This window comes from Elusimicrobiota bacterium, from assembly GCA_026388095.1.
Lineage (GTDB): Bacteria > Elusimicrobiota > Elusimicrobia > UBA1565 > UBA9628 > UBA9628.
Map to the genome: position 1 here is coordinate 57,405 of JAPLKL010000041.1, position 13,352 is coordinate 70,756.

Here is a 13,352-nt window from a genome sequence, read left to right on the forward strand (position 1 = left end):
TGAGTGTATCAGCCACGGTTTTCCTTGTCAATAACCTTTCCATTAAAAATACATTAAAACTTGACCTTAAAGGAGAATTGGTCGACGGTGCCGAGAGCTCCGTAAGGGACGTAGGCATAGTCCAGGGCGATGCCGTACCCGAAGGCCCGCGAGGTGAACAGCCCGAAACCGAAGGAAAGACCGGCGGTCCGGTCCATGCGCAGGTTCTTGAGCGTGCCGTCGAAGCTCTGGCCCAGGGTGTCCGCGTTGTAGTACCCCGCCCGGAACGTGACCTGCCCGACGTCGAGATACTGCTCGGGGAGCATGAATTCCCCGCCCACGCCGAAATGGGCTCCCGAGTCGGAGGCCTCATTGAGCTCCAGGCCGATATTGAAGAAGTCTCCCAGCCGCAGGGCCGCCCCGCCCCGCGTCGTGGCGGGGACGTTCTCCTTGTTGGTCCCGAAGTTCTGCACCGCGAATCCCAAGGTCAGCACGCTGTTGGGCTTGAGCAGGACGCCGAAATCGCCGACGACCGTGTCGTGCACGCGGCTGGCGAGGTCCTCATGGACCAAGCGCACCGCGCCGCCCAGGAACAGCTTCTCGTACCAGAACGACCGCGCCATGCCGATGGAGCCGAATCCGTCGCGCACATTGATGTTCTCGCCGGTCTGGGGTACGCCGTTGGCGTCGCGCACGTCGAAGCCCGATACGCTCATGTAGGCGATGTTGGCGCCCCAGACCGTGCGGCCCATGGGATGGGCGTAGCCCAGATAGAGGGGCGAGTCCGTGTCCTGGACGTAGCGCAGGTAGGAGTAGACCAACTCCTTCTGCTGGGTCAGGGCCAAGCCGGCGGGGTTCCAGGTCAAGGCGTCGGCGCCCTCGGCCAAGGCCACGTAGGCCTTGCCCAGGGCCTGGGCCCGCGCCGAGCCCTGCTGGAGCTCCATGAACTGGGCGCCGCTGGTGCCGGCTTGATCGGAGATGGCCCAAGCCGCGGCCGGGCCGCCGAGCAGCCAGACGCATGCGAGCAGGGCCGTTATCCCGAGTCTCATCGCACCAGGAATTTCTTCACCGTCTGCAGGATGTTCCTGCTGCCGTCCGTGGCTTCGGCCCGGAATACCGCGTAGTACAACCCGCGCGCCACCCGGCGGCCGGCGGAGTTGGAGCGGGTCCAGGCGAAGCACGGGACGCCGCCCGCCGTGGAGCCCCCGCTGACGTAGTTATTGGCCTGCTGCTCCCCGAAGTCCTTGTCCAGGACCAGCTCGCCGCTCATGGTGTAGAGCTTCATCTTGACGTCGGCCTGGAACGGCGAGAAGATGACGATGTTGGCGCTGTCGCCGTCCACGGGGTTGGGGTAGATGTAGGTGTTTCGCTCGAAATCCCCTTTGGGATCAGCGGACTGGTTGCGCACCACGGCGACCTCGTCGAGCGGCCGGTCCTCGGCCAGCTCCAGCGGGAAGATCACGTTGCCCGTCATATTGTCGATGGCGCTCATGTCCGTCGAAGCCACGATGCTGAATTTGTAATTCCCGTCGGGGGTCGCGCCCAGGCGCAGATCGGTGCCGTCCCAGGTCTCGGTGACCTCCGTGCGGCCCGGCCGCACGCCCACGATGCGCTTGACCAATGACACGGCCTCGGGCGGCGACGGGTTGCCGTTGCCGTCGAAGACGGTCCCTGGGCGGTAGATCTTGACCGACACCTTCATGGTCGCGGAGACCTGGTAGAGGATGCGCGCCCCCTCCGAGCCGTTGGTCAGCGGCGCGATGGCCACGTCGTAGATGCGCAGCGGGTCGTAGGCGATGGTCATCTGGGCCGTGGAGGGCTGGTTGAGCTGGGAGGCCACGTCCTGGGCCACGCCGCGCACCAGGTAGAAGCCGGACGGCGGGAAGTTGCCCTTGTCGTCCCGGCCGTCCCAGACGTCCTCCAGCAGCAGGCCGCCGTCGCGCACTCCCCCCAAGATGACCGAACGCACGACCTGGTTGGGGACGTTGTTGTTGAGGATCTGGATGGTGACCGAGGATTGGCGGGTGAGTGCGTAGCTGATGGTGAAGGGGTCCAAAGTGATGCTGGAGCTGGAGTTGAACATCTGCGGCACGGTCGGAGTCACGTTGAAGGTGGTGAAGATGATCGCGCCGCGGCTGACGGTCACGCTCCCGAAGACCCGGTCCGTGGCGTAGTACTGGGGAGTCGTCGTGGACTGCGCGACCAAGGTGAAGACGTAGCTGCCGTCCGGGACCAGCAGTCCGTTGGCGTCCCGGCCGTCCCAGTATTCGGTGATGCGCATGCGGCCGGGCCGCATCCCGTGGTAGCTGATGAGGGGCCCGATCTTGCCGCCTTGGGAGTCCACGGTGTTGTCGCAGACGGTGGTGGACATGCCGCAGGGCGGCCAGGTGGAGGTGCTGTTCTTGATGACCGTGCCCGGGGAGTAGATGTTCCACACCACGTTCATGGGCTGGGAGAGTTGATAGTTGAGCGAGACCGAATCCGAGGTCCCGGCCATGAGCGGCGTGGTCACCACGTCCGTGATGCGGAACAGGTCAACCGGGAAAGACGACGACACCGTCGAGACCTTCATGGTGCACAAAGGGTCCGCGGCGGTCAGCTGGACGATGTAAGTGCCCGAAGTGACCCAACGGCCGGTGTTGTCCACCGCGTCGCCCCATATCTCCTGGTTGGCGAACAAGCCGGGCCGGACCACGTTTTCGGCGAGGGTCCTGACCAAAGTGGTCCCGTCGGCCTGGAAGATCTTCACGCTCGCGATGGCGTCGCGGCCGAGCTGATACCGGAACACGAAGGGATTGAGGCCGCTGATGGCCGGGCTGGAGCCGATGACGGTGGGGCTGGCGGCGATCTGGCTGAGGCCCACGTTGCCCCGCACCACCGGCATGAAGCCAGTCTGGGCCTTGGTCGTCCAGATGCGGCGGTCTTGCACGCTGCTGATGAAGGGGCTCCCGTTCTGCGAGGGCAGGGCGGCGTAGATCACGAAGACGTAGTCGCCGTCCGTGCAGACCGCGTTGCCGTTCATGTCCCGGCCGTCCCAGAAGGTCAACGCGGAGCCGCGGCCGGCCTTGATCTCCTCGAAATGGCGCACCAGGGGAGCCGGGGACGAGTTCGGGCCGGTGCAGGCGCCTATGTAGGGTTTGAAGTCCTTGGGTCCGTGCACCCACTCGAACCCGCCGGAGATGACTGGGCCCGCCCGGTCCAGGTTGACCGGGTCATTGACATTGTTGAGGTTGCCGCAGAACTGGGTGTTAGGAGGATAGATGTCTATATACACCGTCGCCGGCTCGGTGAGGGTGTAGCTCAAAGTCGCCAAAGACGTCGCTGAGCCCGCCAGAGGCGCGACCCTGAGGTCCGTGATCTGGAGGGGGTCCAAGCTGATCTGCCGCGTGGTCGGGTAGGACAGGTCGCCCCCGTACTGGTCAACGGCGAAGGCCTGCAAGGTCGCCAGGAACACCCCGGGGGGCAGGAGATCCCCGTTGTCTGCGCGGCCGTTCCAGGCATCGCCGTTGAGCAAGGTCCCGTTGGGCGTGCCCTCGCCCACGCGCGCCACGCCCGGCAGCACGGAGCGCAGCACCGCGCCGCTGTCCGGGTCGGTGACGGTGATGTACATCGAGGCGTCCTTGGAGAGCCGGTAAGTGATGTTGTAGGGCTCCACGTAGACCCCGGCGCTGCCCACCACCGTGGGAGAGGAGCGCACCACGTGCACGTTGGTGACGTCCACCTGCACGGGCTTCTGCAGGACGAAGAGCGCGTTGGCATCCATGGTGGCTCCCGCCGGATAGGCGCGCTGGGCCGTGATGGTGATGTTGCCGCTGGAGCCGGTCTGGTTGGTCTGGGCCGTGATGCGGAATCCGTACTGTCCGTTGGTCTTGCCCAACTCGCCCTGGATGCTGACTGCGCCGTCCCAGAGCACGCAGTAGGGTTTCACACCGCTCGTGGTGGAGTTGGTGTAGGGAGCCAGGACCCCGGGGGCGTCCACGAAGAAGGTGCGGATCGGCGGGGTGGAGCCCGCATCCAGGGGGTTGGCCCCGTCCTGGAACTTGAAAATCTCGAACTCCACCATGTCCAGGGCCACGGTGTCGGAGCCCGGGTTGTTGTAGCCGATCCCGGCGCAGAGGAAGACGTCGGAGTTGCAGATGTTGTTGCCGTTGACTGCGTCGCCGGCAGGGGAGTTGGCGGCGTCGCAGTTGGACAGCACCGTGGAGCTGCGCTGGTCGAACTCGATGTGGGGGTCGTTGGAGATGTTGCCATTCTGCGGCTGCAATCCCGAGACATCAGTGGGCGAAGTCGGGTTGATGTCCCCGCAATAAGTGGTGCCGCCCAGTTGGCAGTTGGACGAGCCGTCCAGACAGAAGAAGTGCTTCGTGAACGCATTATAATAGCAGTAGAAGCCGCTGTCCTTGACCACGAAGGACTGATCGATGAAGAGCTGGACCTGGCCCTGAGCGAAGAGGCGGGAGGGCAGGAGGAGGGACAGGAGGGCGGCGCCGTAGAAAGCCTGCGCCGCCCCCATGCCGCTTCGATGTCGGTTCATAGAACGCATCACCCTAGCAGTGCCAAAATAGCCTAAATCTGTTTCCGGAGTATTACCGGCATGTTAAAAAATTGTGAAGAGGCGCCAGCCGACTCGGTAGCGCGCCAGCGCGAAGCCCTGCCGCCGCGCCGACGGCCCCGCGAGCACCAGGATATCCTCGGTCTTCGACCCGGCCCCTGCCCCGTCAGCCTGGGCCGCCGTCAAGCCGACGACGTTCTCATCCAACGCGACGGCCCAGGCCGGCGCGAAGGCTTCGTTGGCGAGGTCGAACGCCATGAGCCGCCGGCTGCGGGAATCCCAGAGCCAGAGGCGGCCCCCCAGCCACTGCATGGCGGCGGGCAGGACGTCGGCTTCCAGCGGATAGGCCTTGGCGTCGGTCTCCTCGGCTCCGTGCCGGTAGAGGCGCTTGTTGAAGGCGTCGTAGGACCACAGGGCCTGGCCGTCCCAGGCGAGCGCCGTGGGCGCGGGCCCGGGCGCCGGCTTGGCGTAGAGCACGGTCCCGGGGTCATCCGGCTGGTGGCGGACGATGCGGGCCTGGGCGGCGTCCAAGGTGTAGAACCGCTCTCCGCCCAAGGCCAGGGCCACGGGTCGGTAGGCGCCGATGCCTGAGACGCTCGCGCTGCTCACGGGCGCCCGGAGGTCCGCAGGGTCGAAAGCCTCCAGGGTCCCCTTCCAATCCGACACCCACAGGCGCTTCCCGTCGGACGCCAGCGCGGTCGGGTGGTCCAGAGCCAGGCCGCGGGTGGTCAGCGGCTTGAGGCTCCATGCGCTCAGCCAGCGTCCCAGAGGCCACGCCGCGGCCAGGAGCAGGCCCGCCGCGACCGCCGCCGGCCCGAGCCAGCGCCGCCGCGGCGCGGCGGCGCGCAAGGGCGCGCCGTCCCCGGAGGGCTGGCGTTCTCCGTTCCCGGAGGGGGCCGGGAGCTTGCGCTCCAGCTCGGCGACGCGTTCCATCACCGCGGCCAGCTTCTGGGAAGCGGCCGAAGCCTCGGGCAGGCTGCGCGCAAGCTGCTCCGCGGGCTTGACCGGGGCTTGGTCTTTGGCCGAAACCTCGGCGCGCGAGGCCTCGCGCTCCTTGCGCAGGCCCTCTTCCCAGGCCGACCGTTCCTGGCGCAGGCTCTCATCCCGGGCGGCGAGCTCGAGGCGCCGGGCCTCCCAGGCCTCGCGCTCCTTGCGCAGGTTCTCCTCCCACGCGGCGAGCTCGAGGCGCCGGGCCTCCCAGGCCTCGCGCTCCTTGCGCAGGTTCTCCTCCCAGGAGGAGAGCTCGAGGCGCCGGGTCTCCCGGGCCGAGCGCTCCTGGTCCCAGAGCTCGCGCCACTGCCCGCGCTCCTTCTCCCAGACGCGGGAGAGATCCTCGCAGCGCCCTTCCACCTCCGCGATCCTCTTGACCGCCTGGGATTGCTCGCCTTCGGACTCCTGATGCGCGTGCCGCTCGCGCAGGAGCTCGGCCAGCGTCTTCTCCAGGGCCGCTTGGGTCTGCTCGAGGCCCGTCGAGAGGCGCGCCGCCGCGTCCTCGGCCCGCTGGGAATCCTCCTGGCGGCGGGCGGCCGCAGCCTGGAGCTCCTGCAGGTCCAGCAGATACTGCTGCTCTTTCTTCTCCCAGCGCCGCTGCTCCTCTCGCCAGCGGGCGCCTTCGGCTCCGGCCGATTCGCGCGCGGCGTCGACCAGGGCCTTGAGGTCCCGGCGCTCGGCCTCGTGCGCGGCGCGCTCGTCGGCGAGGGCCTTCTGCGCGGCCTCCAAGCGGGAGCCCACGTCGAGGACCTCGGCGACCACGAGCTCGTCGTCGGCGCGCACCTTCTGGCGCAGGGAACCCAGCTCGGTCTCCAGCAAGGCTTGGCGTTCCTTCAGGGCGCGCAGCGCCTTTTCCCGGGCCTCCAGGAGCTCGTGCCAGCGGGCTTCCTGGCGGCGGTACTGGCTCTTGAGCATGGCCACCGTCTCCCAGGCCACTTCGTTGGCCGTGGCCACGGATGCGGCAGGCGTCGGCGCGGGGTCGGCCGGGGCGGCGGAGGCCGCGCCGACCTTCTCCCAGAGCCGGCTGATCTCCTTGTGCAGGTCGTCCGGAGAGGCTTTTTCCACAGCGCGAACCAGTTTAGCAGACCGGAATTGGAAGTGGTGTCGGAATTGTTAAGCAGAGCCGGGCCTGCGGGCCATTACGGCTCCCTGGGGCGTTATGATATCATGGCCGCTGATGGACCGCGAAGAATCCTCCCCCTGGAGTTGTCTCATCGCGGCCGCCCTCCTGGCCCAGATGCTCTGGCTCGGGGCCAACACGGCCTACGATCCGGACACTTGGTGGCACCTCAAGACCGGGCAGCTGGTCTTCCAGACCCATTCCATCCCCACGCGCGACCCCTACTCCTACGTCCTGGCGGGCCGGCCCTGGACCACCTTCGAGTGGCTCTTCCAGGTCGTCATCTACCTCGCCTACGCCGGGGCCGGCGCGGCCGGCGTGGCCGCGCTGCGCGTGGGCCTGCTGGCCGGAGCATTCCTGCTCCTCCTGCGCTTGGCGGGCGGCGGGTTCTGGGCCGGCATCCTGACTTCTTTGGCCGCGCTGGCGGCCAGGGATTTCTTCGTGACCAGACCGCAGGTCTTCGACTACCTCCTGCTCGTATTCTATCTCTCGGTGGTCGACCGCTGCCGCGGCCGGCCGGGCCGCCTGGCCTGGCTGCTGCCCGGCCTGCAGGTCCTCTGGGTCAACCTCCACGGAGGGGCGGCGCTTCTGGGAGTGGGGTTAGTGGGACTCAGAGCGGCGGTCGCCGCCCTGCCGGGACAGAGGCAAGACAGAGCCCTGGGGCCCTGGCTGACCCTGACCGGAGCCTGCCTGGCAGCCATGCTCGTCAATCCCCACGGGCCCGGGATATTCACCCATGCCTACGCGACCCTCTTCTTCCCCGGCCAGGAGCTGATCAACGAATGGCGGCCGGTGGCCTCTCTGCTGAGTTGGCAGGGGGCGTGCCTCGCCGTGGGGGCCGTGGCCGCGGTCTGGTCCTGGGAGTCCGAACCGCACCTGGCTCTGACCGCTTTGGTCCTGGGCGTCATGGGCTGCCTCCAGGTGCGGCATGTGTCTTTGGCCATGCTGGCCGCGGCGCCCCTGGCCGCCCGGCTGCTCGCGCGCCTGCGGCCCGTGCCCATCGGCCGACGCTCGGCCCTGGGCGCCGTCGTGGTGATGGCCGCCTGGTCGGCCCTCTTCATCCATCAGCGCGTCGGGTACCTGGAGAACGTCGGCGCGGGCCTGGAGGAGCTGCCGGACCGGGCCATCCGGTATCTCGACGACAACGACGTCTCGGGCCGGATGTTCCACACCTACAACATGGGCGGGTATCTCATCTGGAAGACCTGGCCGCGCCGGCAGGTCTTCGTGGACGGCCGCAACGTGGAGTATGGCCCGGACTTCATCGCGCAGGCTCTGAACTGGACTCGCCCGGAGGTCTGGCCGCGGCTCGACGCCCAGTGGCGGTTCGACTACGCCGTCATCGGGAACTCCCCGGGCTACGTGGCTGAGGTCCTGGACGACTCGCCGCAATGGGCCCTGGTCTTCTGGGACGACGCGGCCCTGGTGTACCTGAGGCGCACGCCGGCCAACGCCGCCCTCATCCGGCGCGACGCCTACCGCCTGCTCAAGCCCAACCAACTCACCTTCGCCTATCTCGCCGAGGACCTGCGCGACCGCCGCAAGGCCGCGGCCGTGCTGGCCGAACTCGACCGCTCCGTGCGATCTTCGGACCGCAACGTGGACGCCTGCCAGATGCGGGCCTACGTCCTCTCCGAGCTGGGCCGCCCCGCGGACGCCGTCCGGGACCTGCAGGGCGTCATCCGACGCTTCCCGCGCAAGCCCGGCCCGTACATGTCTCTGGGCTGGTTCCATGAGCGGGCGGGACGTCTTTTGGCGGCGCGGCAGGTCTACGAGGAAGGGGTGCGCATGGCGAAGTGGAACTCGGACCGGACCTCGCGGGCCTTTCTGGAGAATAACCTCGGATCCATCGAGCTGCGGCTCGGCAACCGCGAACGCGCCCGCGAGCTGTTCGAGGACTGCTTGGCGCTGGAGCCCAGCCATCCCCAGGCTCGGCGCAACCTCCAGATCTTGGATCAGTCCGCTAAGAAGTAGTCAGGGCGCAGGCTCGACCTGGAGACGGTAGTCCTCGGGGTCCAATGCCGCGGCTGTGACATAGTCCCTTTGCGCGCCGGGGTCGCGGCGGGCGTCGCGCAGCGTCCCGTCGAGGTAATGGGCGAAGGCGTAGCTGAGCAGGATGTCGCGCACGTAGCTCTCCTCCCGTTGCAAGGCCTGGCCGCGCCTGAGCGCGGAGAATTCCCAGGCCGGGCCTTGGGGCTCGGCGCTCTGGACCAAGCCGGCCGGGTGCAGGCTCTCCTGGCTCATGCCCATGGCCGCCAGGTTGGCCAGAGAGAGTCCCAGGACGAAGCGCGGCCGGACGCCCGGTTGCGCGTCCTTGTAGAAGACCAGCCTGCGGCCTTGGCCGTCCGGATGCGCCAGGTCGAGGTAGCGCGAGGCGTAGAGGGCTGTGTCGCCTCCGACCACGGCCGTGCTGCCCGGAGGCAGGGCCCGGCGCAGGTCCTTGGCGTAGTCGTAGGCCGAGAAGTCGTCGCGGTGGCAGCAGTCGGCCGCGTTCTGCCACAACGAGCCGGCCACGGCGGCCGCGCCCAGCAGCAACCCGGCCGCCTGCTTGCGCCGCATGAGCCACGCCAGGCCGAAGCCCGAGCAGAGGCAGACCACGACCGCGGGCGCGACCAGGGCCGATTCCATGACGGTGCGCGCCACCCAGCCGCTGAGGTCGAAGCGTGTGGCCAGGAAGAAGGCCGGGCCGAAGCCCAGGAAGACGAGGAGCAGGCCGGCCGCGAAGCGCCGGCTGATGCGCCAGGCCTGCCAGGCTCCCAGCGCGGCCAGGCCCAGGACCACGGGGGACATGCCCTGCCAAAGGGCTTTGCAGAAATATCCCAGCAGGCTCGCTGCCAGGGGCAGGCTGAGGGGGCGGCTCAAGCCCGCGGAGAGCTGGAAGGTCCCGTATTCCTGCCTCGTGAACATGGCCCAGGCGCGGCCCAGGCTGCCCAGGTTCGCCCACAGGAACAGATACGGGGAGAGGCCCAGCAGGAAGAGCGGCAGGCAGGCCTTGACCAGGAACCGGCGGTTATCAGCGGCGGAAAGTTCCCCCCACCACAGCACGGCCAGGCCGGGCACGGCAAGGACGAAGGCCTGGTGGTTGGCCAGACCCAGACCGAGGAGCAAGGCGCTTGCGGCCAGGCGCCGCCACCTGGTCGCATCCTCCTGCCCGGGCCCCGGGGCCAGGAGCAGCAGGAGCGCGAGGCACAAGCCATGCAGAGAGTACATCTCGCAGAGCAGGCTGAACTTCCACAAGGGGGCGCTGAAGGCCAGGGCCAAGGCCGCGGCCAGGGCGGGCAGGAGGCCGCAGGACCGGGACAGGAGCAGGAACACGGTCGTGGCGCAGCCGGCCCCGGCAGCGGCGGACATGAGGTTGAGCCTGTAGGCCGGGTCGCCCCAGGGCATAAGGAAGAGCCACGCCTTGCCCAGCAGGACGTAGAGCGGATAGCCGGGAGGATGCGCGGGCATGAAGGCCAGCACCGCGCTGGCCAGGTCGCCGCTGTCGCGGGGCGCGACGGTGGGATAGGCCGTGTACGCGTAAGTCGCGAACACGCCCAGGAAGACCAGCGCCGCCGTCGTCCGGTTAGTCGTATGAGGAATAACCCCTCTTCACGTTTGCCGGCCCCGAGGGGGCCGGCAAACGGTATGATACAACACACGGAGCCGGGAAAACCGCCGATGCGGCAGCTTGGAAGCGCGTCTAGGCAGCGCCTGCCCTATGCCGGCTTATCGTGGCCAGGGGGATTGCCCGGCCGGTCGGGCCCGGGACGGGCACGGCGCGGGCCTCCAGGCCTAGCAAGAGCAACGACAGGACCAGCGCGCCGCGGCAGCTTCGTGTTCTCATGGCGCTCTCCAGGGACGCAGTTCCGGCTATGATATCATAGGCGGAGAGGTGGGAGATTGAAGGCCGGCGCCTGCAGACTGATCCTCCTGACCGCGGTCTTGGCCGTGGGCGCCGTCGTCCGTCTCGGCGCCGCGGAAGGCGACCGCCTGATCCCGCTGGGCGAGATCCCGCCGAGCGGAGGGCCGGGCCTGAGCGAGCACGAGCCGGGCCCGGAGGAGCTCAAGGCCCGCGACCAAAGGCTCGACGCCTTCGCCCGAATCCTGCGCGCGGCGGTCCAGGTCGCGCACCGCGAGGCGGGGCGTCGCTACGTCGACATCGCGGAACTGCTCCTCGACCCTGCGCCGCGGGCCGGCCAGGAGTTGGCCACGATCGGTCTGGCCGCTTTCCCCTATTACGGCGGCGATCTGAGCCTGGGTCATGACCTGTCCGGCGCGATCTCGCTGCCGGTGCTCGTCTCCGAGATGCCGCCCGCGCAGCGCGCCCGGATCGCTGACCTGAGGCGCCGCCAGAACCCGCCGCCCGACGATATCATGCCGTCGGTGTCCCATCCGCCGCATGTCCTCTCCGTTCGCGGCCGGCTGGCCGGCGACGCCCAGAGCGGGTACCACCTCCAGGCGACCGGATTCCGCGATCTCGGCGCCGTGCCCCCGAACGGGCACCACTGCCTGAGCGACCTGGTCCTCGGCAGCAAGGCCATGTACCCGGACGACCTCCTGTCCATGCGCGAGAAGCTCCTAAGCGCCCTGGACGAGCTGAAGAGAGCGGGGACCCATGCGTTCGTGCCGTTCGCAGACCTTATGCTCGACAGCGAGCGCTACCTCGGGCGGGACGTGGCGACCTTCGGCGCGCCGCAAGGCGTGGAGGCCAATGCCCAGAATTCCTATTTCAGCCTGCGCGACAGCCTCGGCTATCGGTACAGCCTGAAGGTCGTGATGTCGGGCCTGCCATTGCAGGAGCGCGCCCTGGTGCTGCGATCGGGGTGGTCCAGTCTGCTGATGGTCCAGGGCCGTTTCGCCCGGACGCCGGACGGCGTCTACTATCTCTCGGCATCCAGCTGCGCCGGCATGGGCGACTCCGACTACCGGAGCTCGACCGAGATCCTGGCGCCGGAGTTGGAGCCCTTGGTGCCTTTCGACGGCAGCATCAGAGGCTTCCGGCGCAAGGCCTCGCGGTCCGTGGTGCCCGAGTCCGAGCTCCGCGCCCGGCTCGACGAGTTCGCCGAGAGCCTGCGCGCCTCGGTCGAGAGCATCAAGAACGACCCGGCGCACGTCTTCGCCGAAGTGGGCGACATCGGTTTCGATCCGCGCGCCTACATGGACCGGCGCCTGGCCGTCCTGGGCGCCCCCACGGAGGTGGCAGCCCTGGACCCGCGAGCCAATCTCAAGCTGGGCAGCCACGTCATGGGCGGGCTGCGCCTCCCGGTCTCGATCGCGAGGTTCCCGCCGGAGATGCGCAAGGGGGTCCTGAGAGCCGAAGATCGCCATGTGCTGGTCATCCGAGGCTATCTGCGGCGCAGCGAGGATGGGAGGCATTTCCTCGACGCCACGGGCTACGCGGATCTGGGAGGCCCCCCCGCCGGCCTGCTGAAGAAACTGTCGGTGGCGGACCTCATGCGGGGGAGCGCGGCGTTGGTCCTCCCGACCCTGTCCGCCGCGCGCCAGAAGGTGGCCGAGGCCAAGGTGGAGCTGGAACGGGACCAGGCGCGTCCTTTCGTCGACCTCCTCCGCCTGGCGCAGGAGCCGGCGGCGCATCTCGACCGCGACGTGGCCACGATCGGCGTCCCCGGGCAGGTCGTGGCCAACACGCGCGGCGCCTACGCCGATGCCTGGTCGACCTTGGATCCGGACTATGAGAAAACCCTCATCCTCTGCATCTCCCCTCTGCCGCTGCAGGACAAGAAGGAGCTCCTGCGCCTGGCGTCGCCGTGGCACGCGCTCGTGCTCAGGGGCAAGGTCCGGGCCATGGAGAAAGGGCACTGCCTGGAGCTGACGGGCTATGAGGACATCGGTCCCTTCCCTCGGGTCGTGACGCCTACGGGGAGCCCCTTCATGCCATGGAAGTCCACGGCCGCATGCCCTCCGGGGAAGACCGCGATCCTCTGCAACTGGCCGTTCCTCGGCGACATGTACTGCGCCGAGCCGAAGCGCTAGCTAGCGGCTGGAGCAGCAGCTCCAGGATGCCGGAGCATTGCCCATGTCGTCGGGACCCTGGACCGAGACCAGGACGGCCTGGTGCGCCGTCCAGGTGCGCTTACCGCCCGTCCCGAAGTCCTTGGCCAGGCCGGCCGGCAGGCTTCCCATCCTGGCGCCGCCGCCCAGCCTGCGTCCCCAGTCCGTCCGGTCCCCGCAGACCTGGCAGCCGCCCGGCGCCATGACGAGCGCAAGGGCGTCCCGCGGGACATCGTTGAACTCAACGGCCGGGACCTCCCGCGACGGAGCCGGCGCGAGGGGGACCTCTGTTGCGGCCTGCGCCGAAGGCGCAGGTGCCGAAGGCTCAGGTGCGGACGGCCGGGCTGCGGCGGCCGGACGCGCGACCGGGACTGGGGGCGTCGGCGGCCGGCCGGGTCCGATCCTGAAGGCCACGGCCAGGGCCAAGGCTCCGGCGACGACGATGATGGCCGGCCCCAGCCATCTCCGAACTGAGCCGGCGTCCGGCTCCCGCCGTATGGGCGCCAGCATCGGCTGCGGGGATGGACGGGACTCCTGGGGGTCGGTTCGCGGGTCAGAGGACATTGCGGTAGGGCCTATGCCGGCCTTGTCTGTGATATTATAGCCGACAGTCGGCTATGAGCGGAGCCCTCTTTACCCTGCTTTCGTCCATAATTCGTATATTTTTTTTCTGTCGGCAATGGGTCCATACCACCTTCTTGGTAGCATATCACTAGA

General features: G+C 68.4%; 8 protein-coding genes. 2 read left to right on the forward strand and 6 right to left on the reverse strand.

The window, feature by feature from the left end:
* Positions 1–53 precede the first annotated feature (53 nt).
* The 3 genes from NTY77_09565 to NTY77_09575 all read right to left on the reverse strand — a co-directional run bounded on the left by NTY77_09565 (position 54) and on the right by NTY77_09575 (position 6,586).
* Positions 54–1,028, reverse strand: a complete 975-nt coding sequence (locus NTY77_09565) for a PorV/PorQ family protein (GenBank protein ID MCX5795728.1) — start codon at positions 1,026–1,028, stop codon at positions 54–56.
* Entirely contained in the window at positions 1,025–4,513 is a 3,489-nt protein-coding gene (locus tag NTY77_09570) for a hypothetical protein (GenBank protein ID MCX5795729.1), read from the reverse strand. Before NTY77_09570 ends, NTY77_09565 begins: the two co-directional genes overlap by 4 nt.
* A 63-nt stretch (positions 4,514–4,576) precedes the next feature.
* Positions 4,577–6,586, reverse strand: coding sequence for a hypothetical protein (locus tag NTY77_09575; protein MCX5795730.1), 2,010 nt, complete (start codon positions 6,584–6,586; stop codon positions 4,577–4,579).
* Positions 6,587–6,698: 112 nt separating this feature from the next.
* Here NTY77_09575 and NTY77_09580 point away from each other — a divergent pair, with 112 nt between their 5' ends.
* Positions 6,699–8,615, forward strand: a complete 1,917-nt coding sequence (locus NTY77_09580) for a tetratricopeptide repeat protein (protein MCX5795731.1) — start codon at positions 6,699–6,701, stop codon at positions 8,613–8,615.
* On the opposite strand, the gene NTY77_09585 is transcribed toward NTY77_09580, so the two are convergent.
* Both NTY77_09585 and NTY77_09590 read right to left on the reverse strand, forming a co-directional pair.
* Positions 8,616–10,175 (reverse strand): DUF2723 domain-containing protein, encoded by a 1,560-nt coding sequence (locus NTY77_09585; GenBank protein MCX5795732.1) that lies wholly within the window; start codon positions 10,173–10,175, stop codon positions 8,616–8,618.
* Between the two features lie 148 nt (positions 10,176–10,323).
* The gene (locus NTY77_09590) at positions 10,324–10,467 is read right to left on the reverse strand and encodes a hypothetical protein (GenBank protein MCX5795733.1); all 144 of its coding nucleotides are present in this window, start codon (positions 10,465–10,467) and stop codon (positions 10,324–10,326) included.
* 56 nt (positions 10,468–10,523) lie between these two features.
* Here NTY77_09590 and NTY77_09595 point away from each other — a divergent pair, with 56 nt between their 5' ends.
* Positions 10,524–12,617: a hypothetical protein gene (locus NTY77_09595; protein MCX5795734.1), complete on the forward strand. Its 2,094-nt coding sequence runs from the start codon at positions 10,524–10,526 to the stop codon at positions 12,615–12,617.
* Here NTY77_09595 and NTY77_09600 read toward each other — a convergent pair whose 3' ends face one another.
* Positions 12,618–13,145, reverse strand: coding sequence for a hypothetical protein (locus NTY77_09600; protein ID MCX5795735.1), 528 nt, complete (start codon positions 13,143–13,145; stop codon positions 12,618–12,620). It abuts the gene before it with no gap.
* Positions 13,146–13,352: the final 207 nt, after the last annotated feature.